The organism is Paraburkholderia sp. EG286B, assembly GCF_040965655.1.
Lineage (GTDB): Bacteria > Pseudomonadota > Gammaproteobacteria > Burkholderiales > Burkholderiaceae > Paraburkholderia.
The window spans coordinates 41975-62484 of record NZ_JBFRCF010000025.1 but is presented as its reverse complement, the minus strand read 5'-3'; the positions used below and the strand labels follow the sequence as shown (position 1 = coordinate 62484).

At 64.0% G+C, this 20510-nt stretch carries 18 protein-coding genes and 1 pseudogene; 9 read left to right on the top strand and 10 right to left on the bottom strand.

All coding sequences use genetic code 11. The annotated features are described in order from the left end of the window. The first annotated feature begins 96 nt into the window (after positions 1 to 96). From AB4Y42_RS36195 to AB4Y42_RS36170, 6 genes and pseudogenes are all read left to right on the top strand, one after another. On the top strand, positions 97 to 1068 hold the full coding sequence (locus tag AB4Y42_RS36195; protein ID WP_368692371.1) for an ornithine cyclodeaminase family protein: 972 nt from the start codon (positions 97 to 99) through the stop codon (positions 1066 to 1068). 64 nt (positions 1069 to 1132) lie between these two features. Next, a complete protein-coding gene (locus AB4Y42_RS36190) occupies positions 1133 to 2278 on the top strand; it encodes a succinylglutamate desuccinylase/aspartoacylase family protein (protein ID WP_368692370.1) in 1146 nt (381 codons plus the stop codon). Positions 2279 to 2324: 46 nt separating this feature from the next. Beyond that, positions 2325 to 3449 carry a succinylglutamate desuccinylase/aspartoacylase family protein gene (locus AB4Y42_RS36185; RefSeq protein WP_368692369.1) on the top strand — a complete coding sequence of 375 codons (1125 nt, stop codon included), beginning with the start codon at positions 2325 to 2327 and terminating at the stop codon, positions 3447 to 3449. A gap of 64 nt (positions 3450 to 3513) precedes the next feature. Beyond that, positions 3514 to 4281, top strand: coding sequence for an SDR family oxidoreductase (locus AB4Y42_RS36180; protein WP_368696880.1), 768 nt, complete (start codon positions 3514 to 3516; stop codon positions 4279 to 4281). Between the two features lie 34 nt (positions 4282 to 4315). Continuing rightward, positions 4316 to 5174 (top strand): annotated as a pseudogene (locus AB4Y42_RS36175) (DMT family transporter); the annotation flags it as partial. Positions 5175 to 5880: 706 nt separating this feature from the next. After that, on the top strand, positions 5881 to 6123 hold the full coding sequence (locus AB4Y42_RS36170) for a hypothetical protein (RefSeq protein ID WP_368696879.1): 243 nt from the start codon (positions 5881 to 5883) through the stop codon (positions 6121 to 6123). Between the two features lie 237 nt (positions 6124 to 6360). Here the strand turns inward: AB4Y42_RS36170 and AB4Y42_RS36165 are convergent, their stop codons facing one another. Genes AB4Y42_RS36165 through AB4Y42_RS36150 form a run of 4 tightly spaced genes read right to left on the bottom strand, consistent with a single transcriptional unit; the run spans position 6361 to position 10487 of the window. Continuing rightward, positions 6361 to 7968 (bottom strand): rhodanese-related sulfurtransferase, encoded by a 1608-nt coding sequence (locus AB4Y42_RS36165; protein WP_368696878.1) that lies wholly within the window; start codon positions 7966 to 7968, stop codon positions 6361 to 6363. Next, on the bottom strand, positions 7965 to 8561 hold the full coding sequence (locus tag AB4Y42_RS36160; RefSeq protein WP_368696877.1) for a cysteine dioxygenase: 597 nt from the start codon (positions 8559 to 8561) through the stop codon (positions 7965 to 7967). The genes AB4Y42_RS36165 and AB4Y42_RS36160 overlap by 4 nt, the downstream gene beginning before the upstream one ends. Beyond that, a complete protein-coding gene (locus tag AB4Y42_RS36155; protein ID WP_368696876.1) occupies positions 8561 to 9391 on the bottom strand; it encodes a class II aldolase/adducin family protein in 831 nt (276 codons plus the stop codon). The genes AB4Y42_RS36160 and AB4Y42_RS36155 overlap by 1 nt, the downstream gene beginning before the upstream one ends. Before the next feature lie 19 nt (positions 9392 to 9410). Continuing rightward, on the bottom strand, positions 9411 to 10487 hold the full coding sequence (locus AB4Y42_RS36150; RefSeq protein WP_368696875.1) for an LLM class flavin-dependent oxidoreductase: 1077 nt from the start codon (positions 10485 to 10487) through the stop codon (positions 9411 to 9413). Positions 10488 to 10713: 226 nt separating this feature from the next. On the opposite strand from AB4Y42_RS36150, the gene AB4Y42_RS36145 reads away from it, so the two are divergent. Continuing rightward, the gene (locus AB4Y42_RS36145) at positions 10714 to 12171 is read left to right on the top strand and encodes an NAD(P)-binding domain-containing protein (RefSeq protein WP_368696874.1); all 1458 of its coding nucleotides are present in this window, start codon (positions 10714 to 10716) and stop codon (positions 12169 to 12171) included. Positions 12172 to 12180: 9 nt separating this feature from the next. Here the strand turns inward: AB4Y42_RS36145 and AB4Y42_RS36140 are convergent, their stop codons facing one another. Further along, the gene (locus AB4Y42_RS36140) at positions 12181 to 13167 is read right to left on the bottom strand and encodes an aliphatic sulfonate ABC transporter substrate-binding protein (protein WP_368696873.1); all 987 of its coding nucleotides are present in this window, start codon (positions 13165 to 13167) and stop codon (positions 12181 to 12183) included. Between the two features lie 246 nt (positions 13168 to 13413). Between AB4Y42_RS36140 and AB4Y42_RS36135 the strand changes: the two genes are divergently transcribed. Beyond that, positions 13414 to 14475, top strand: coding sequence for an LLM class flavin-dependent oxidoreductase (locus AB4Y42_RS36135; protein WP_342924035.1), 1062 nt, complete (start codon positions 13414 to 13416; stop codon positions 14473 to 14475). 21 nt (positions 14476 to 14496) lie between these two features. On the opposite strand, the gene AB4Y42_RS36130 is transcribed toward AB4Y42_RS36135, so the two are convergent. From AB4Y42_RS36130 to AB4Y42_RS36110, 5 genes are read right to left on the bottom strand one after another with little or no spacing between them, the layout of a single operon-like run. Next, positions 14497 to 15738 (bottom strand): acyl-CoA dehydrogenase family protein, encoded by a 1242-nt coding sequence (locus tag AB4Y42_RS36130; protein WP_368696872.1) that lies wholly within the window; start codon positions 15736 to 15738, stop codon positions 14497 to 14499. A 22-nt stretch (positions 15739 to 15760) separates the two neighbouring features. Beyond that, entirely contained in the window at positions 15761 to 16768 is a 1008-nt protein-coding gene (locus tag AB4Y42_RS36125) for an NrtA/SsuA/CpmA family ABC transporter substrate-binding protein (protein ID WP_368696871.1), read from the bottom strand. A 34-nt stretch (positions 16769 to 16802) separates the two neighbouring features. Continuing rightward, positions 16803 to 17546, bottom strand: a complete 744-nt coding sequence (locus AB4Y42_RS36120; RefSeq protein WP_342924038.1) for an ABC transporter ATP-binding protein — start codon at positions 17544 to 17546, stop codon at positions 16803 to 16805. Beyond that, positions 17546 to 18385, bottom strand: a complete 840-nt coding sequence (locus AB4Y42_RS36115) for an ABC transporter permease subunit (RefSeq protein ID WP_342924039.1) — start codon at positions 18383 to 18385, stop codon at positions 17546 to 17548. The genes AB4Y42_RS36120 and AB4Y42_RS36115 overlap by 1 nt, the downstream gene beginning before the upstream one ends. Positions 18386 to 18430: 45 nt before the next feature. Continuing rightward, positions 18431 to 19360 (bottom strand): ABC transporter substrate-binding protein, encoded by a 930-nt coding sequence (locus AB4Y42_RS36110; protein ID WP_342924040.1) that lies wholly within the window; start codon positions 19358 to 19360, stop codon positions 18431 to 18433. A gap of 169 nt (positions 19361 to 19529) precedes the next feature. Here AB4Y42_RS36110 and AB4Y42_RS36105 point away from each other — a divergent pair, with 169 nt between their 5' ends. After that, positions 19530 to 20441, top strand: coding sequence for a LysR family transcriptional regulator (locus AB4Y42_RS36105; RefSeq protein WP_368696870.1), 912 nt, complete (start codon positions 19530 to 19532; stop codon positions 20439 to 20441). Positions 20442 to 20510: the final 69 nt, after the last annotated feature.

The window sequence follows — 20510 nt, the reverse complement described above, 5'->3', positions numbered from 1 at the left end:
AACTTCGACAAGTATCCGCTTCCAAAAACACAATGTCCATAGTAGACTAAAAAATCTATTTTATTGGATGGAACGGGTGCGGCCCGGAATCACTAGATGAGCGCTCAACTGAACAATTTGCCCTGCGTGTTGGATGAGGCGCGGGTTCGTGCTGCATTGCCGGAACTGGATACTCGCGGCGCCTTGGCGCGGATGTTTCATTCCCTGGCGAACGGTCGTGCGGTGCAGCCACCGCAGACGCTAACGCTTTTTCCCGAAAACGCTGGCGATTTCATTACCTATCTGGGCACCCTGGCGGATGAGCGGGTGTTCGGCGCGAAACTGTCCCCCTATGTGCCGACTAGCACTGGTCCCATCGTCACGGCATGGACTGCGCTGATGTCGATGGAAACCGGGCGTCCACTCATGTGGTGCGACTCCGGCCTGCTGACGGCTGAACGGACCGCGGGCGCGACTGCACTGGCGGTTGAGCACCTTGCTCCTCGCGATGCACGCCGCCTTGCGCTGATCGGGACCGGGGCATTGGGACTGGCTCATCTGCGCCATCTCAAGGGGACGCGCGCATGGCAAACCATTCAGGTGTATTCGCCGGAACTCGCCACGGACGGGGGTAAGCGCGATCTGGTGAAATCGATCGACTCGCGAGTCGTCGTTATTGACAGTCTCGACGCATGCGTGCGCGATGCGGACGTCGTTTCGCTCTGCACATCTTCCGGCAAGCCCGTGTTGACGGACGGCATGCTGACACGCCCGGCACTCGTAACTTCGATCAGCACAAACGTTGCGAACGCCCACGAAATTCCGCCCACATGGTTGCCGGGCATGGATGTCTATTGCGACTATCGCGCAACAACGCCTGCAAGTGCTGGCGAAATGAAGATTGCAGCGGCCGAATTCGACTGGAGCGCAAACGCCATCGTCGCAGACCTGCCTGAGCTGGTTGCCGGCCGCGCCCGTTTGCCATCGTATGATCGGAACGTCTTCTTCCGTTCGATCGGGCTCGGACTGGAGGACATCGCCGTCGCGGCGGAGCTCTATCGGATCGTCGCCGGTACAGCTGGACATTAATTCACAAGTCGGGTAACCGGTGGCGCGGACGTTCGTCGTCGGGATTCGTTTGAGGAGGCAACACGTGACCTATCAACGCATCGAGATTCCTCTCCCATCACCCGCACCGGGCGTCGCACTCCATCTGACGGCGCATCGGTTCGGCGAAGCCGATAGCGGGCGCAGCCTGTATCTGCATGCGGGCATGCATGCCGACGAGCATCCCGGTCTGCTGGTTCTGCAACACCTGGTCGAGTTGCTGCACGTACTCGATAGCGCCGGCCGGATCCATGGCTGTATTACTGTCGTGCCGTACGCCAACCCGATCGGTCTTTCACAAAGACTGTTCGGCCCGGTGGTTGGGCGATTCGATTTTGAGAATGGGGAAAATTTCAACCGCAACTTCCCGTTGCTGGATCAAGCCGTGGCGAATCGTATGCGCGAAGCGGATGCGCGCAGCCTCAATCGATCCGGGTGGAAGCACTATTTCCGCAGTTTGCTGGGCGGGCGTGACGATCTGAGTCCCACTGCGGCGATGAAGCTTGAACTGGCAAGGCTGGCATTAGAACACGACATCGTTCTCGATCTGCATTGCGATACCGACGCAGTCGCTCATGTGTATGCGTCAGCCCTGCAACGTGAGCGGGCTGTGAGATTGGCTCGCCAAATCGGAGCACCGGTCGTGCTGCTCGAGCCGTCCCAGAGCGGTGGAGGAGCATTCGATCAGACGCACTCGAGCGCGTGGGGGGCGTTGCAGCAGGCTGGCGTATTCGGTGTGAACGAGAGCGGCTTCTCGGCGACGATCGAGTTGCGTGGCCAGACGGACGTCAACGATGAACTCGCGATCGATGATGCGAAACGTCTGCTTCATTTCGCCGAATCCGAAGGCATCTTGTCCTTGCCAGAGGCGGATAATGCCCAACGTTTGAAGGCGTCGCCCGACGTATTTCCACTCCAGGGGGCTGCCCACGTACGGTGCGCGTGTGCTGGCGTGATCGTTTATCGACGCGCGCCCGGAGAGCATATCGTGGCTGGAGAGACGTTCGCAGAGATCGTCCGTCTCGATGGCGAAGGAATCAATTCGCGCATTCCAGTCGTTAGTCCGATTGACGGCGTGATGGTCGTGCGTCAATTGCAAAAGCTTGTGCGGCCTGGCCAGCGTGCGGCTTTGATCGCGGGAGATTTGGCGCTCGAAGGGCGCGATCCCGGCAATTTACTGCTCGATTTTTAAGCGCTTTCTCACGCAGTTCTAACCGATCGCGGGTAAAGACCGAGTCATGGAAATAGAGGATATACCGCTGCCTGGAACTGCGTCGGGGATAAGCCTGTCGCTGCGTGAATATGCATTCGGGCCGAAAGACGCCGACTGTTCGCTTTACGTTCAAGCCGCATTGCACGCCGGCGAGGTACCTGGACTGCTTCTGATCCAGCATCTGCTCGAACGCCTCGTGACGCTGGAGCGCCTGGGGGCTCTGACTGGTCGTATTGCCGTCATGACCTGGGCGAATCCCATCGGCATGCAGCAGGTCATTGGCGGAACGCTCACCGGGCGCTTTGATTGCGCGGGAAGCGGCAACTTCGATCGGCGCTTTCCGGATACCCGTTTGGAGATTCTGCGGCGGATTGAGGCCGGCGATCGCCCCCAAACGCTCCACGAAGTGAAGGCGTGGCTGATGGCGATTGCGGCGCCTGACACCAAAGGTGCAGACCCGGTCGACTACCTGAAAGCGACGCTTCTATGCCGCGCATTTGCGCACGACATGGCGCTCGACCTGCATTGCGACAAGACGGCGATCATCCATGTGTACAGCAATTGGGCACAGGAAGAACGCGCTACTGCGCTGGCGAGGTGCCTGAAATCTCCGGTGTTGCTTCTTGAGGAACATGCCGGCGGCGGCACTTTCGACCAGGCATTCCACGACACGTGGCTCGCATTGCGACGAGGCGGTCTGCCGTGTGAATCCCGGCAGGGGTTTTCGGCCGTTATCGAGTTGCGCGGACAACGCGATGTATCTGATGAACTGGCGATTGGCGATGCCGACGCGTTGCTCGACTTCCTGCGTATCGAGGGTTTGGTCGTTGACCGGGCGGCAGTTGCGCAACGCTCTGCGCCGGTTATCGCAGCGCTCGAAGCGGTCGATCATGTGAAGGCGACGCAGTCAGGGATCGTCAGTTGGCAGGTGGGCCTAGGGGAGTACGTCGAGCGCGATTCCGTGATCGCGGAAATTGTAGGGGTAACGCCATGTCACGCTGTGCGCCGCGTGGAAGTCCGGGCGCGGTCGAACGGGATTCTCGTCGCACGGATGCATGTCCATTTCGTGCTTGCCGGGCAGCGAATCGCCATGATTGCAGGCAGCGAGACTGTTCCCGGTCGCGTTGCAGGTGCGCTTCTACCCGACTAGTGGTTGGACTGGCTCATTCAACGAGCTGTCCTGTCCTCTCGTCGATGATTGGAGGAATCAGATCGTGGATCTTGGATTGAGGGGCAAGCGCGCACTGGTCCTGGGCGGCAGTACGGGGCTCGGATTTGGTGCAGGGAAAGCGCTGGCAGGCGAAGGTGCAACGGTCGCATTGGTCGCTCGAACGGGTCAGCGACTGGATGCCGCCGCCAAAAGTCTCGGTGCCCACGCGATGGCATGTGACCTGTCCAGTCCGCCAGAGGTCGAAGTGCTCCCCCATGCAGCGATGTCTGCAATGGGCCACGTTGACGTGGTGGTCTTGAATGGAGCGGGACCGCCCCCCCTGGACGCATCAGATTTTTCAGCGGCGGTATGGCGCTCGCAGTTCGAGACGATGCTCGTGTCGTCGATCAGCATCGCCGGTGCGTTGATCCCGTCAATGCGTGACCGCAGATTTGGCCGCATCATTCTTATCGCTTCCACCAGTATCGTCGAGCCGATTCCGGGCCTTGTGTTGTCAAACGCGCTGCGAGCGGGTCTTCATGGCTGGGCGAAAACCCTCGCGGGCGAAGTTGCGTGCGACGGCATCACGGTCAATACAGTCATGCCGGGAAGAATTGCGACGGACCGTACACAAGGGCTGGACGAGGCCGAAGCGAAGCGGACGGGGCGCAATGTCGAGCGGATCGCTGCTGCGTCTCAGGCAGAGATTCCGGTGAGGCGCTACGGCACGGCGGACGAGCTGGGCGCCGTCGTTGCATTTCTTGCCAGTGAGCGGGCCAGTTACGTCAATGGCGCACGAATCGCTGTCGACGGTGGCTTGTTACGCAACTGAAGTGATGCAACGTCGAGATTTGCAGAGTTCAATTATGTCTGAAAAACTGCTCGCTTGTTCTTCAAGGCGGGTGACATCAACGCCCCCGGTGGTCCCGGTAAGTCATACGTCGGGCAGCGCAACGTTGCTTACGTTGTTGTCGATGTCGTGCATACAGTTCGGTGCTGCGCTTTCCGGGCAAGCAATGGATGCCTACGGCTCGCTCTCCGTCACCGCGTGGCGCCTTGTGTGGGCTGCCCTGGTCATGACTTTGGTCGCCCGCCCGGCATTTAGCCGATTTTCACGCGCGCATTGGCTTGCCGCCGGCGCGCTTGGACTTGCGATGGCTGGCATGACATTGTGCTTCTTCGGAGCGATCGAACGAATTCCGCTCGCCCTTGACGTTGCCATCGAGTTTCTCGGTCCGCTTACCGTGGCGACTTTCGGTGCGCGACGTGGGCGCGCGCTCGTTTGGCCGTTCGTCGCGGCAGCGGGTGTGCTGATGTTATCGCGGAATGGTGCCGGCTGGATCGGCGAGCCGCTCGGAATGGCACTCGCGTTCGGCGCGGGCATAGGCTGGGGTAGTTACATTCTGCTGATGAAAAAAGTCGGTGCGATGTTTGCGGGGCTCGAAGGATTGTCTGTTTCGCTGATTTTTGCGGCCGTTGTCGCCGTACCATTCGGATTCGCGCAAAGCGGTATGCATGTAGCACCGCAGGAACTGGTCTTGACTGCCGGTCTTGCGCTACTCGTTCCGTTGCTGCCGTATGCTGGAAATGACTACACTGCGCCGTCTGCCTGCGTCGTCTTTCGGCCTCTTGATGAGTGTCGAGCCGGCAATCGGTGCACTGGCCGGATTCATGGTGTTAGGCCAGCCATTGGGTGTCCTCCAGTTGGGTGAAATGTTCCTAATGAAATGTAACGGCGATGTGGAAGTGCAGTCATACGTGCGAACAGTGAGGGCTGCGGAGGCTTCACGTGTATATCCGGTCCGCCAGAAACTATGGATCCGGAGCGCGCGAAGCTGTGCGACACGCAGCGCAGGGAGTGGGGGCAATCAACAACCGGCTCGCAGAGCTCGGGGGCGGAATTTTTGTTCTGGTGGGAGACGCGATCGAGTTGCGGCAGGTGTGGCAATGCCCGATCGCGCGCGAGTCTATTGTTCCGATAGAACGTCCTGTCACTAGGGGCCGAGTTTCGTCCTGAACAAAGCGGAGAGCCCCCGGCAACTCGCGGCACCAACGTCCATATGCAGCGGATTTTGACGTTCATTTATCAGGCACTTTCAGACACGCAAATTTCAACATCAGTTTCGACGACAGCGCCTTTGATGCAACGTACAAACCGCCCCGGACCAAACCCCAGTTCGGACGATGCTCTGAGGTATAGCAGTCAAAAACAGAGCCGCAATGCACGAGAATGTGCAGACCATCCGGCGCTAAAAGTGGACCTATCAATCTCATTTTGGTGGATATATAAGCATGTCCATTCGCTGATATCGTTCTTCCACACCTGAGCGCGAAGCGCCCTCTGTCTCAGGGGACTTGACCCGAACCGCACTGTCTAAACGTGAATTGCCGTGCTTCATGATGACGTTATGCTTCGGCGAAGGAGCGGATCGTGGGAGTTACAAATGCCTTGGAGCTTCCCCGATTCAGCAATGCCGAACCGGACAGGCAACCCGAGCCGAGTGAGAAATTTTGGAGGCCAGAACTATCGGAACATATGGAGAAGCGAGCACTTTCGTTCTTTTTCAGTCGAGACCTGTCGGCGGGGAAGTCGTTTGCCGCGCTGGACGAGCGTAAATGCCCGACACAGCGCGGAAGCTGGCTATTTTACATAAAAACAATGATCGAATTTTGATCATTGTCCATAAAATAACAAAGGAGTACAGATCAGATGAAGCGCGTCCATTCCCTTACTGATAGGCACGATTCTCCGTCCCTAGCTGACTATCGAGAACAGCTCTGCGGCGCTTGAATCGTCGCTTTCTTTCGAAGAGCTCGATTACTTTTTTGAGATTGATCACGCCATCGCGTATGCCTTTCGCCGGGCTCGAATGTGGATTGAAAGGCGCGGCACGCCCCTGTCGCGCCGTGTTCAGACCACGAAAAAGCCATGCGTGCCGTCTCGCCCTAGCTGCGCCACGAGCCCGTACTCCCATTCGAGGTACGCGTTCATCGCTTCGCGGGCGTTATCGGTGCCTTCGTAAGGGCGCCGGTAGCGGTCGATACGCGGCGAGGCCAGATGCGCGTCGCCGCTTTGCACCGGCAGGCCGGCGTGTATCCATGCCGCCGTGCCGCCTTCCAGCACTTCGACGGGCTTGCCCGTGAGCGAGGCTATCTCGGACGCGGCGAACGGTGCGAGGGCGTTGGTCATGCACACTGCGACATAGCGGCGCGCATCGGGCAGCGCGCGCAGATCGTCGAAGCCCGGCGCGAGATGCGACCGCAACGCCCACCACGCGTCGGGAATATGCGCCTTCACATGATTGGCACTCGACGTGAAATCGAGCACGACGGTGCCATGATCGCTCGCGGCAAGACGCGTGGCGAGCGCTTCGGGCGTGATCGTCGGGACGCTGGCGGCAGCGGGCTTCGGCGCGCGCCATGCGCCCGCTTCGGTGAGATCCTCGGTGCGGGCTGCGTCGATTACATACACGTCGACGTTCATCTGTGCGAGCCAGGAAGCGGTCATGTTGGCGCGCACGCCGTCGTCGTCGAACAGGACCACGCGTGCGCCACGCACCGGCGCGAACATTTCGGTTTCCTGGACGAGTTGCCCGCCCGGCGCACCCTGAAACCCTGGCGCATGCGCGTGTTCATACTCGGCAGGCGTGCGCACGTCGAAGCGATACGTCGTACGCGACGTGTCGGCGGCCCACTGTTCGGCTTGCGCGAGCGTCGTGCGCTGCACGCCCGCGCGGCTGGCGAGCGCGGCGGCCGCCGCGCGCGATTGCGCGAGCGTGGCCGCGTCGCGTCCCGCCTGCGGTTCGAACTGGCGTGTGCTGCCGTGCTCGAGCGTCTGCCCAGCCAGCGTCCAGCCGATCGTGCCGTTGCGCAGTGCCGCCACGGGGTTCGGCAGCCCCGCATTCACGAGCGATTGCGTGCCGATGATACTGCGCGTGCGCCCCGCGCAGTTCACGATGACGCGCGTAGCGGGATTGGGCGCCAGCGCGCGGGCGCGCAGCGCGAGTTCCGCGCCCGGCACGCTGATGCTGCCGGGAATGTTCATCGTGCGGTATTCGTCGAAGCGGCGGGCGTCGAGCACGACGACATCTTCGCCGCTCGAGAGCAGCGCATTCACGGCCTCGGCCGTCAGCGAAGGCGTATGGCGCTCCGCTTCGACGAATTCACCGAACGCCTTGCTTGGCACGTTCACGTCGCGGAACACTTCGCCGCCCGTGCGTATCCACCCCGCGAGTCCGCCATCCAGCAGTGCGATATCGGTGTAGCCAAGCGCGTCGAGCTTCGTGGCCGCGCGCTGTGCGAAGCCTTCGCCGTTGTCGAGCAACACGATCGGCACGCTGCGGCGCGGCAGCTTCGTCCAGGCGTCGAGTTCGAGCTTCGAGAGAGGCAGATTGGCGGCGAAAAGCGGATGACTTTGCGCATGCGGATCTTCCTCGCGCACGTCGAGCAGAGCGATCTCGCGGCGGGCGAGCAGGGCGTCGCGCACGTCCTGATACGTGCGTACGGGAAATGACTTCATGAGGCGTTGGGTTCCTTGCTGAGATCCCAGAAGTTCGGGAGGACGTCGTTCGAGTAGCCGGAGATGAAGGGCTTGGGCGGGGCGTCGGCCGGATAGGTAAACCGGCGCACCGCGCCGATGTTTGCACCGTATACGTGAATGCTGACCGAAACGCGATCGTCGTAGGCATTGCGCACGCGGTGGATGTCGCCGAGCGTCGGCGAGACGGCCTCCACCTCGCCGCGCTGAAGCAACACCTCGCGGCCCAGCGGATGCAACACACCCGCCGCGTCGTGCGCGTAGGTCTGCGCATATTCGGCTCCGCGCAGCACGCCTATCAGGCCCCACACCGTGTGGTCGTGAACGGGCGTTTGCTGGCCCGGTCCCCAGACAAAGCTGACCACCGAAAAGCGCTGGCGCGCGTCGGCATAGAGCAGGTATTGCTGATAGCGCTCAGGCGAATGCGCGGCGTAGGCTTCGGGCAACCAGTCGTCGTCGCGCACGAGTTCGCGCAACGCATCGAGGCCGTGATCGATCAACCTGGACTCGCGCGGCGCGTGGTCCACGAGTTCCGCAATCGTGCCGACGAAGCGGCGAAGCTTGTGAATGCCCATCAGTCGAGCAACTCCGGTTCGCGCTCGACAAGCCCTGTATAGAGGCTCTCGAACGCATAGGCTGCGCCGCCGGGGCGCCCCACCTGCGTGTGCGTGAGCGCGGCGACCTCGTGAGGAATGGGTTGTGGCTGGCCGGCGGCCTGCGCCAGCAATTGCGTATGGCAGGCGTTGTCGAGCGCGATATACCACCAAGCCGCGGCTTCGACGGTCGGGCCGGCTGTGAGAATACCGTGATTCTTGAGAATCACAGCCTTGCGTTGGCCCAGCGCGTTGGCAATGCGCGCGCCTTCATCTGTGTCGAGCACCACGCCGCGAAAGTCGTCGAAAAGCGCATGGTCTTCGTAGAAGGCGCAAGCATCCTGGGTGAGCGGATCGAGCGTGCGGCCAAGCGTCGACCAGGCCTTACCGTAAAGCGAGTGAGTATGGGCCGCGGCCACGACATCCGGTCGCGCTTCGTGAATGGCCGCGTGAATGGCAAATGCCGCCTGGTTCACGGGGCCCGCGCCCACGACGATCTCGCCATGCCGGTTCACGAGCAGCAGGTCGGACACCTTGATGCGGGCGAAATGCAACCCGAGCGGATTGACCCAGAAGTGATCGGGCCATTCGGGGTCGCGCGCCGTGATATGCCCCGCGAGCCCCTGGTCGAAGCCGTAGCGCGCAAAGAGGCGGAACGCACCGGCCAGCCGTTCCTGCCGATGGCGGCGCTCTTCGTCGAGTGTGCGCGCGGGCGTTGCTTCGTCGTCGAACCAGAACTTGCGGATGGGCGCATGCCGGAAGTCGACGCGCGGCGCGGCGGTGCCGATATCTGCGGTGTCGGTGTGCCTCATGGCGGTCTCTCCAGCCGTTTCAGGCGGCGGCGCGCACGCGCGAGGCCAGTTCGCGCGTGGCCGGAATCAGCACCCGGCCGTAATCGATGGCGTCCTCGAGCGGGTCGAAGCCGCGAATCAGGAACGTCGTCACACCCAGCGCGTGATATTCAGCGAGCGTCTGCGCCACCTGGCCAGGCGTGCCCACGAGCGCCGTCGAGTTCGAGCGCCCGCCAATTTCCTTCGCGACGGCGGTCCACAGCCGGTCGTCGGCGCGCACGCCTTCGCCCGCTGCCCCGAGCAGGCGGCGCGCGCCTTCGCTCTGAAGCGGGCCACCCTTGTCGAGACCCTGTACGGCGCGCAGGCGGCGCGTCTCGTCGAGGATGTGTTCGGCGCGCTCCCACGCCGCCTTCTCGGTGTCGGCGAGGATCGGCCGGAACGAAACGGAGAAGCGCACCTGGCGTCCGTGTTTCGCGGCTTCGGCACGCACGCGAGCAATCAGGTCGGCCACGCCTTGCTTCGATTCGCCCCACAGCGCGTACACATCCGCGTGCTTGCCGGCGACCGCGAGCGCGGCTTCGGAAGCGCCGCCGAAGTAGATCGGCACGTGCGGCTGCTGACGCGGCTTGACCTCCGACCACGCCTGTTCGAAGCGATAGAACCGGCCTTCGTGGTCAAACGGCTTGCTTTCGGTCCAGACGCGTTTGAGCACCTGCAGGTACTCGTCGGTGCGCGCGTAGCGCTCGTCGTGGCTCAGGTAGTCGCCGTCGCGCCGTTGATCGACGTCGCTGCCACCCGAGATGAAGTGCACGGCGAGCCGGCCGCCGGAAAAGTGATCGAGCGTCGCGAGCTGGCGCGCGGCGAGCGTTGGCGAAACGAAGCCTGGACGGTGCGCCAGCATGAAATGCACGCGCGACGTCACGCTCGCCGCATAGGCGATCGTCAGCGTGGCGTCGGGGCTGACTGAGCTGTGCGGCACGAGAATGCGGTCGAAACCTGCGCGTTCGTGCGCCTGCGCAAAGTCGCGAACGTAGTCGACGTCGATGGCCGGACCTTCGGCGAGATGCGTCTCCGACACCTTGCGCTGCTGGATCATGCCGATGAATTCGATGCTCATGCGGGCTCCCTGGATGGTCGAACGATCAAAAGAGCCTACCACCCGAGCATGCGAGGTTTAAATATTGAATGCTGATAAACATTCCATTTGCACATGACAAGCAGCGACATGCCGCGCGCCGAAAAAGGAAAGTCCGAATCGTTCTTTGCCGGCGCGCGAGTGCTCACCGATACTCGGATTTCCGGCGCGCGGTTGCGCCCCACGTGCCCCTTCGCAGGACATTCCCATGAGCGATCCCACACTGCGCGACCGTCATGCGCACACCACACTGCGCCTCATCGGCCCCGACCCGGAAGATTGGGTCGTCAACCGTGACGGCATCGATCACAACGTGGTCATCGTGGGCGGTGGCCAGAGCGGCACGGCCTTCGCGTTCGGCTTGCGGCGCGCAGGGATCGGCAAGGTCAGCGTGATCGACGGCGCGCCTGGCGCGCCGCAGGCGGGTGTCTGGGCCACACGCGCTCGCATGCAGCGCTTGCGCACGCCCAAGACACTGGCGGGGCCGGAAGCAGGGTTGCCCGCGCTGAGCTTCCAGGCGTGGTACGAAGCGCGCCACGGCGAGGCCGCTTACGCGGCGTTCGAGCGCATTGGCCGGGAAGATTGGGCCGAGTATCTCGCGTGGTATCGGGAATTCCTCGGCATCGCGGTTCGTTACGGCACGACGCTCACACGCATCGAACCCATTGGTGCGCACTTCAGGCTACATCTGGACGTTCGTCACGGCGACGACGTCGTGCGGCGTGTGGAAACGGCGCGTAAGGTGATACTCGCAAACGGCGTGGCGGGCAATGGCAAGCCCAACGTCGCCGCGCCGCTGGCCGTGCTGCCGCGCACGCACCTCGCACATACGTCCGATGCGATCGATTTCGCCGCATTACGCGGCAAGTCCGTCGCAGTGGTGGGGGGCGCGGCTTCGGCGTTCGACGCGGCGGCGACGGCGCTCGAAGCGGGCGCTGCCGATGTGCATCTCTTCGTGCGTCGCGCGCTGTTGCCAAGCCTTCCTGTGACGCGCGCCCGTGCGTATCCCGGCGCTTACGACAACTATCCCGCGCTTCCCGACGCGCTGCGCTGGCGTCAGGCGCTGCGCTTTCGCCGCGCGGGATCGACGCCGCCCGCCGACGCAGTCTCACGCGCCACGCGCTTCCCGAACTTCCATCTGCATCTGGACGCCGTGTGGCAACGCGCGACGGTGGAGGGCACGCGTGTAGCAGCGCGGGTGAACGACGCAACGTTCGCATTCGATTTCGTGATTGCCGGAACAGGTTACGCCGTCGATCTGCACGCGCGGCCCGAGCTTGCCGACCTGGCCGATCACGTGCTGCTCTGGCGCGATCATTACACGCCGGCGCCGCACGAGCAGGACGAGGCGCTCGGCGCGCATCCTTACCTCGGCGCGGCGCTCGAATACCTGGAGAAGGCGCCGGGCACGGCGCCGTTCCTGCGCAATGTTCACGTCTTCAATCCGGCCGCGTTCGTGAGCCGCGGGCTGCCTGTTGGCGACGTGCCGAGCATGAAGCGCGATATCCCCGCCGTGATCCGGCGCATCAGCGAGGATCTGTTTCTCGACGATATCGAGGCGCATGAGGCGCGGATGAGCGCCGTTGTGGCCGCCGATTTCGAACCGTCGCTGTATGTGGACAGTGTGTACCGTGAAGAGCGCGTCGAGCCGGCGCAATCGCGGTGACGGCGAGGCTTACGCGCCGATCGCAACCGCCCGTTTTTGTGCGAAGTCCCAGCGCTCGGCGTGCGCCGTTTCCACCGGGGCAGGCAGAAGATGCGCGTTGAAGAACGTGTCGGCGATTTTCTGCTGCTCGCCGAAAACCGGGGCGCTGACCTCGCGCACGAGATAGCTTCGGCGTGCGTTGGCGCGCTCGATGATGGGCGCATCGAGCCCCCAGACCGGCGCGAGCAGCCGCGCGGCGTCCTGCGGCGCGCTGCGCACCCATTGACCGGCGTCGCGCAACTGCGCATAGACCACGGCGATCACGTCCGGCCGCGCCTGCGCAAAACGCGTGGAGGCGAGGTAGTAGCGCTGGTAGGTGGCGAGCCCCTTGCCGTCGGCGAGCACGCGCACGTCGGGCTGCTGGTCGACCGAGGCCACATAGGGGTCCCACGTCACCCACGCGTCGACGCTGCCGTTCTCGAAAGCGGCGCGCCCGTCTGCAGGCGTGAGGTAGTGGATGCGCACCGCTTCGGCGGCCACGTTCGCCTGCGCGAGTGCAGCCAGTAGCAGATAGTGGCTGCCGGCCGCCTTCGTCACGGCGATGTCCTTGTCGCGCAGGTCGGCGAGCGTGCGCAGCGCACCCGCGCGCTTGACGATGATGGCCTGCGCGCCGGGCGAGGGCGCTTCCTGGGCGACGTAGACGAAGCGCGCATGTGCGGCCTGCGCGAAGATCGGCACGGTGTCGGCAACATCGGCGCTGAAATCCACGGCTTGCGCATTGAGCGCTTCGGTGAGCGGCAGGCCGCTCGCGAACTCGCTCCAGCTCACGCTCACACCGAGCGGCGCGAGCGCGGCTTCGAGCTTGCCTTGCGCCTTGAGCACGGTGATCAGCGTAGACGACTTCTGATAGCCGATACGCAGCGTGGAAGCCGGTGCGGCAACAGCGAGGCCCGTGGTCGCCGCGACGCCGAGAATCGATCCATGAATGAGCAGGCGGCGGCGGGAGGGAGAGAACATGGCGGACCCAGCGGATTCAGTTGACGAATCGAAAATGCTGGATGACCTTCGCGCACAAGGCAACGAAGCGATTCTGCTAAGGATTCGCGCGGGAGCGCTTTAGCCGGGTGAACGCGCAATATCAGCGGCGTGATTCGCCTTAATGCGTTTTCACGGCTTTGATATCAGCAGATATTGGATTGGCCGTGACGCACGTGGCGTTAGTATGGATGCCCGATCATTTCCGTCCTTTGACGTTCTCACGCGATGTCCCGTTCTTTCCCACGTTTTGGCATCTGGGCGCTCGTGCACGGAAGCCGCGCGGCGCTGCAAGACCCCGCTGAACCCTACGATGCCTCGTGGGCCCGCAACAAGGCGCTCGTGCTCGAAGCCGAGCGGCTTGGCTACGACTCGGTGCTCGTGGCGCAGCATACGGTCAATCCGCACGATCCCGCACTCGACCAGCTCGAGGCGTGGACCGCTTCGGCGGCGCTCGCGGCGCTTACCTCGCGCATCGAGATCATCGCCGCGATCAAGCCGTTTCTCTACCATCCGGTCGTGCTCGCGAAAATGGCGCAGCAGATCGAGCACATCAGCGGCGGCCGCTTTGCGATCAACCTCGTAAACGCATGGAACCGGCCTGAACTCGAACGCGCCGGCATCCCGTTTCCGGAACACGACGATCGCTACCACTATGGCCGCGAATGGATCTCGGTGGTTGACGCGTTGCTGCGCGGCGAGCGCGTGACCCATCACGGCGACCATTTCCACATCGACGATTACCGGCTGCTTCCGGCCGATCCGTTTCGTGCGCGTCCGCGCATCTACGTGGGTGGCGAGTCTGAACCGGCGCGCTCGCTTGTTGCCGCGCACGGCGATACGTGGTTCATCAACGGCCAGCCGTTCGACGACGTGGCGGCCCTGATCGCCGATGTGTCGGCACGCGCGCGGCCCGCCGGCCACGAAGCGTTGCGTTTTGGCCTCTCCGCGTTCGTGATCGCACGTGAAACGCAGGCGGAAGCCGAGGCCCATCTCGAGCATCTCTTCGCTCTGGCCGAACTCGACAAGCCGCTTCGCGAGCGCCAGAAGGCCAACATCGACCCGAACGCCGAAATGTTCAAGACCTTCGCCCGCTCGGCGCGCGTGGGTTCCAATGGCGGTACGGCCGCCGGCCTCGTCGGCGACTACGATACGGTCGCGCGTCGCGTCGCGGCCTTTCACCGGGCGGGCGTCGAGCTATTCATGCTCCAGTTCCAGCCGTTCGAAGACGATATGCGGCGCTTCGCGCAGGAGATCGTCCCGCGCGTGCGCCGCGAACTCGCAGTGTGAAGCGGGTAGCGGCGGGCGCGATCAGAAGAACGCGCCCGTTGGCGGAAGCTGGCCAGTCAGCAGGTTCTGGCCGAGCAGGCGCTCCTTGTAGAGGCGCGGATTGTGCGAGGCGATGACCTTGATGTTGCGCCAGTGCCTGTCCAGCGCGCCCACGCTCGACACCACGGAGCCGGAGCCGAGGTCGATGAGCCAGCTCGCGACTTGCGGCGCGAGATCGTCGATCACGACCTTGGCCTCCGAAGCCGCGAGCGTCGCAGCGAGGGTGGCGGCGTATTCCTCGTTCGTGCCTTCGCTATCCAACGCGCGTTGCAGCGCCTGCACGGCGCGGTCGGCGCTCGCCTCGATGCTCGCTGCGTAGGCGCGAATGCGGCCCAGCAGGGCCTGTAGCGCCGGTTCGTCAGCGGGATGCGCCGCCCCGCCGTGGTAGAAGTTGCGCTTGCGCCCTCGCAGCACCTCGAGCGCATCGAGCACCACGCGCCGAACGATGCCGGCAATGCAGTTGGTCAGGTAGACCTGGTGGAAGGTGAAGCCCCACGGCGCGGCTTCGGGCGCTTTCGGCGGGTCAGGCGCATAGACATGCTCGACCTGTACCACGACGTTGCGGAATCGCGCGGTGCCGGAGCCGGTCAGGCGCTGCCCGAAACCCTGCCAGTCGTCCTCGTCGCTCACGCCTTCGCCGCGTTCGAGCACATATTGCACAGTTGTGTTCGCGCGGCTTTCCACAGCGATGCCGATGAATGCATCGTTGTACAGATTACCTGTCGCGTAGACCTTGTCGCCCGAACCCAGATACACCCGTTTGCGCTCGTCCCATTCCAGGCGGCTCAATACGCGACTCGGTCGCGCGCCGGCCGCCGTCGCGTCGCTTTCGACGAAACTGAGCCCGATCGTCTTGCGCTGGCGCACGAGGTCGAGCACGTGCGCATGGAACGGCAGGGTACGTTGCTTGAGCGCGGCTTCCACTTGCCAGAAGTGATTGCGCAAGGCGTGGGCGATGTTCGAATCGGCCGCGGCGACGTCACGCGCCACGGCGAAGAGTTCGCTCAATGACAGGCCGCGGCCGCCATCATCGACGGGCAGGCGCAACGCGCCGAAGCCGAGCGCCTTCAGCGTGGCGATCTCTTCGTGCGGCAGGCGCTGCTCCCGCTCGCGCTGTGCCGCCGTCGCGGCGATCCCGCTTATCGCTTCGGAGAACCCGAGCGCGGCGGACAAGGGCGAGACGAACGCAATCCCGCCGGGCTGGAGGGTGGAGGTTTCAGACATGCGCATTCCCGTTCATGGCGCGTCACACCTTGACGCTGTAATCGGCGACCTTGATGGGCGCGTTGATGATCTTGCGTTGCGCGAGCCAGTCCGCGGCGCGTTGGAACTGCGCCATGAAGGCCGCGTCGTCGGGCTCGTGAAACTGGTTCACGCGCTTCAGGCTCGTCAAATGGTCGCGCACCTGGTCCGGATACTTCGCTTCCCTCTGTACGAGCAGTTCCGATTCGGCGGCATGCGCTGACTGCCAGGCGCCTTCCACGTAATACGCGTCGAGCACGGCGCGCACCAGCTCCGAATTTTCTTCGGAGAACTTGCGACGTGTCACGAGCGAGCTGTAGTCGATGAGGAAGTCGAGATCGCGCCCCTCGTTGAAAATGTCCTTCGCGTCATTCGAATAGCGTGCGATATCCACGGCGGGCGACCACATCGACCATGCGTCGACTCTGCCTTGGGCAAATGCAGGCGCCGCATCGGGCGGATTCAGATAGACGAACTCGACCTTGTCGCGGTCGATATGGTGCTTCTCCAGCGCCGCGATGAGCAGGAACTCGCCGAGCCCCGAGCGGTTCACCGCGACCTTGCGCCCGGCGAGGTCGGCAACCGAGTTGATGCCGCTCGACTTCTTCACGATGATGGCTGTGGACCGCGGCGAATACACGTCGAAGCCGGTGAAGACGATGGGCGAGCCGGCCAGCATGGCGGCGAGCGCGGGCGTGGTGGAGCCCCAGAAGCCGAAGTCCGCGCTACCGCCGACCACGGCCTGAATCGAGGGCGCATGGTTCGGGAACGGACCGACCCATTCGACCTTGATGTTCTTCGCGGCGAGCGTCTTCTCGAATACGCCGCGCTGCCTGGCGATGTCGGGCAGGGCGCCATAACCCCAGCCAATGCGGACCGTGTCGGTGTTGCGCGTGAGCTTGCGGGGCGGCTCGGCCGCCTGCGCGGAAAGAAGAGGCGCGGCTGCGGCGCCGGCAAGCAAACCTCCCGCCGCGAGCAGAAGCTGGCGGCGAGTCAGTGAAACATCGTTCATTCGTGGTGGTTCCTTCTGTAGAGAGCGGAGCGGATCAGTGCGACCGAACGCCCAGTCCCTCGAGCAGCGTGAGCCGCAATGCCTGCGGCGTGCGGTCTTTGGTGTGAAACGAAGCCGCGATGCGCCCGGCGCGCATGACGAGTATCCGGTCCGCGAGCGCGAGCGCCTCGTCGACGTCGTGGGTCACGAGCAGCACGCCCGGCGCGTGGCGCGCGACCAGCTCCTTCACGAGCCCGTGCATCTTGATGCGCGTGAGCGCGTCGAGCGCGGCGAACGGTTCATCGAGCAACAGCAGCGCGGGGTCGCGCACGAGCGCCCGCGCGAGCGCCACGCGCTGCGCCTGACCGCCGGACAGATTGCGCGGCCAGTCGTCCTCGCGGCCTGACAAGCCGACTTCGGCCAGTGCCCGGGTGGCACCGGTGCGCCCGACGCTCGACTCGTGGCCGAGCGCGACGTTCTCCCACAAGGTGGCCCAGGGCAGCAGACGATGCTCCTGAAACACCACGGAGGGCCGCTCTGGCGCGCGAATCTGCCCGGCATCCGGTTTGTCGAGGCCCGCGAGCGCACGCAGCAGCGTGGTCTTGCCGCAGCCGCTTTCGCCAAGCAGCGCGACGAATTCGCCTTTGCGGATATCGAGGTCGAGTGCGTCGATGACGACGCGCTCGCCATAGCGTCGTTGCAGGCCGCGCACCGATACTGCGGACAGCGCCGCGGCGGCTTCGTTTGCGGCGCGATGCGCGCCATTCGCAGGAAGGGACAACGCGACGGTGGAGCCCATTATTTCGCCTCCTTCACGTAGTTAGCGTGCCAGGAGAGGAAGCGCGCTTCGAGCGAGCGAACCAGCGCGTCCGCGGCAACGCCGATGATCGCGTAAATAATCATGGTCAACAGGATGACGTTGGTTTGCAGGAACTCGCGAGCGTCCATGGCGAGAAAGCCGATGCCCTTGGTCGTCGCGAGCGTTTCGGCGATCACGAGGGCGAGCCACGCGTGCGCCAGCGCGTAACGCACGCCGGTGAGGATCGAAGGCATGGCGCCAGGCAGGATGATCCGGCGCACCACGGCAGGCCAGGTCAACCCGATCACCTTGGCCAGTTCCATCAGCTTGGGATCGATCTGTCGAATGCCGAGCATCGTGTTGATGTAGACAGGAAACAGCACGGCGAGCGCGACCAGAAAGATCTTCGCGACTTCGCCCACGCCGAACCACACGATGACGAGCGGCAGCATCGCGAGAAAGGGAATCGCGCGCACCATCTGGATCGACCGGTCGATGAGCGCCTGCGCGAGCCGGGAAAAACCCACCAGTACGCCAAGCACGAGGCCGATCGTGCCGCCGATCAGGAAGCCGGTGACGGCACGCAGCAGCGAGACGCCGAGGTGCACGAACAGGTCGCCGCTGCGGGCAAGGTCCCACGCTGTCGCGGCGACGCTGCTCGGCGCCGGTAGCACTTGCGGCGCGATCCAGCCCACGCGCGCCGCGAGTTCCCAGACTACGACGATCAGCGCGGGGATCGCCCACGAGAGCCAGTAGTAAAAGCGGCCCGTCGAAAGCCGCGAGCCGCCGGCGCGCGAAGGCAGTCCATAGCGGTTTGAAGAGGAGGTGACGTCAGCCATGTCGGTTCCGTAATTGCGGTGAGTGTCCGGGCGATGGACGCCCGTTCAGGGAGCGGTCGACGAGAACTGTTTGTCGAAGCTCGGCGCAACGTCGAGGCGTGTTTTGATGACGTCCGCGCGCAGGTAGAGATCGGCGGTGCGCTGCTGCTCGGCGATCACGCTGTTGTCAATCGGCACGGGATGCAGTTGCGCGCGCTGATAGACGGTCTTGAGCACGTCGGCGGGCAGGCCCGTCACGCGCGACTGGATCGCCGCGACTTCGTCAGGATGCGAGAGCGCCCAGCGCTGGCCGGCCGCCACGCGACGCAGGAAGTCGGCGAGTTCGGCGTGCTTGTCGCGGATCGCCGTATCGGTGGCGGCCTCGAAGCTCAAGCCCGACGAAACGCCCACGCCGTTCGCGATGCTGCGCGTATGCTGGCGCGCTTCGGTGAGCGCCACGTAAGGGTCCCATGTGGACCAGGCGTCCACGCTGCCGGTGGCGAGCGCGGCCTGGGCGTCGACGGGCTGCATGTACGACAAGATCACGTCGGTGAGCTTGAGGTTCGCATGCTCGAGCGTGGCGACGGCGAGATAGTGGCCGATCGAGCCGCGCGTGGTGGCGATCCGCTTGCCCTTGAGGTCGGCGGCGTCGCGGATGGGCGAGGTGTCGGGCACGACGATCGCAAGATCGACAGGCGTCGAGCGTGCGGCCGATACGGCGCGGATTTTCGCGCCTGCCGAGTACGCGAAGATGAGCGGGGCGTCGCCCAGACCGCCAACGTCGATCGCGCCCGCATTGAGCGCTTCGCCAAGCGGCTGCGCGGCGGGGAAATTGAACCATTCGATCTCGTAGGGCACATCCTTTAGCTGGCCCGACGCTTCGAGTATGCCGCGCGTCTGGAACTGCTGGTCGCCGACCTTGAGCGTGGCGGCGGATGCGGCCAGCGGCAACGTTGCAGCAATAGCGACAAGAAAGCGGACATAAGCGCGGCGCATGAAAGATTCCCTGGGTAATGCGTGTGACGAAGAGAGCACGATACGGAGCGCTCCCGTATAAGGCAAACGCATTGTTCTTCTAAGGAAATATGCAGATCGCAAATGCGACGCCGCTTGAACGAAGCGCTGCAACGACGCTAAGCTACGCGATCAATACACCGGGACCATCATGACACTCGACGAGATCGAAGCCTTCGTCGCCGTGGTACGCAGCGAGTCGCTGAGCCACGCGGCCGAACGGCTCGAACTGACGCAGCCCGCCGTGACTCGCCGCATCCAGAATTTCGAGGAAGCATTGGGCGTGGCGCTGCTCGATCGCAACACCAAGCCCATGCGCACGACGCCGATGGGCCGCGCCGTGTACGACCAGTGCCGCGCCATCGTGCGAGAGATCGACGCTCTGCGGCAGCTCGTGAACGACGGGGCGCCGCTTGCGGGCGTGCTGCGTGTGGGCGTGGCGCAAACCGTTGCGGACATCGCGATGCTCGACGCGCTGCAATCGCTGCGTCACGCGCATCCCGGGTTGCAGGCGCGCGTGTCCACGGGATGGGGCGCACCGCTGCTGCAAAAAGTGGAGGACGGTGAACTCGACGCGGCCGTCGTGCTGTTGCCCGCGAACCGCGCGTTGTCCGAAACGCTGGTGGCGGAATCGCTCAGCTCGCTCAAGCTCGCCGTGGTCGCGCAAAAGGGGCTGCTGAAGCGCCGCGCCTGGACGCTCGCCGAATGTCAGTCGTACGGCTGGGTGCTCAATCCGGACGGTTGCGGCTTTCGCGCCGGCCTGCAGCATGCGCTCGCCGCGCAAGGCCACGCACTCAAACTGAATTTCGAAACGCTCGGCACCGAGTTGCAGCTCGGGCTCGTCGCGGACGGCGTGGGCCTCGGCGTCGTGCCGTATCCGCTCGTCGTGGCGAGCGCGCACGCCGATTTGCTGGACATCGTGCAGGTGAGCGACTTCAAGCCCGAAATCACGGTGCGGATCGTCCGCTCACGCGCCATTGGCAAGATGGAATCTGCTATCGCGGTGTTGGCGCAAAGCATTGCGCAAAGCTTCAAGTCGGCGAAGCTTGCACGCGCGGCGTGAGCGGCGGTAGCGCCTGCGGCGAGCGGCAGCGGCGGGTGGCAGCGGCTATGCGGTCGGGTCGACGGCGCG

Bases quoted from the DNA above. Each gene is read 5' to 3' on its own strand.
- AB4Y42_RS36155 (WP_368696876.1), bottom strand. From the start codon at position 9,391: ATGAGGCACACCGACACCGCAGATATCGGCACCGCCGCGCCGCGCGTC.
- AB4Y42_RS36145 (WP_368696874.1), top strand. From the start codon at position 10,714: ATGAGCGATCCCACACTGCGCGACCGTCATGCGCACACCACACTGCGC.
- AB4Y42_RS36130 (WP_368696872.1), bottom strand. From the start codon at position 15,738: ATGTCTGAAACCTCCACCCTCCAGCCCGGCGGGATTGCGTTCGTCTCG.
- AB4Y42_RS36150 (WP_368696875.1), bottom strand. From the start codon at position 10,487: ATGAGCATCGAATTCATCGGCATGATCCAGCAGCGCAAGGTGTCGGAG.
- AB4Y42_RS36160 (WP_368696877.1), bottom strand. From the start codon at position 8,561: ATGGGCATTCACAAGCTTCGCCGCTTCGTCGGCACGATTGCGGAACTC.
- AB4Y42_RS36115 (WP_342924039.1), bottom strand. From the start codon at position 18,385: ATGGCTGACGTCACCTCCTCTTCAAACCGCTATGGACTGCCTTCGCGC.
- AB4Y42_RS36165 (WP_368696878.1), bottom strand. From the start codon at position 7,968: ATGAAGTCATTTCCCGTACGCACGTATCAGGACGTGCGCGACGCCCTG.
- AB4Y42_RS36125 (WP_368696871.1), bottom strand. From the start codon at position 16,768: ATGAACGATGTTTCACTGACTCGCCGCCAGCTTCTGCTCGCGGCGGGA.
- AB4Y42_RS36120 (WP_342924038.1), bottom strand. From the start codon at position 17,546: ATGGGCTCCACCGTCGCGTTGTCCCTTCCTGCGAATGGCGCGCATCGC.
- AB4Y42_RS36105 (WP_368696870.1), top strand. From the start codon at position 19,530: ATGACACTCGACGAGATCGAAGCCTTCGTCGCCGTGGTACGCAGCGAG.
- AB4Y42_RS36110 (WP_342924040.1), bottom strand. From the start codon at position 19,360: ATGCGCCGCGCTTATGTCCGCTTTCTTGTCGCTATTGCTGCAACGTTG.
- AB4Y42_RS36185 (WP_368692369.1), top strand. From the start codon at position 2,325: ATGGAAATAGAGGATATACCGCTGCCTGGAACTGCGTCGGGGATAAGC.
- AB4Y42_RS36140 (WP_368696873.1), bottom strand. From the start codon at position 13,167: ATGTTCTCTCCCTCCCGCCGCCGCCTGCTCATTCATGGATCGATTCTC.
- AB4Y42_RS36135 (WP_342924035.1), top strand. From the start codon at position 13,414: ATGTCCCGTTCTTTCCCACGTTTTGGCATCTGGGCGCTCGTGCACGGA.
- AB4Y42_RS36195 (WP_368692371.1), top strand. From the start codon at position 97: ATGAGCGCTCAACTGAACAATTTGCCCTGCGTGTTGGATGAGGCGCGG.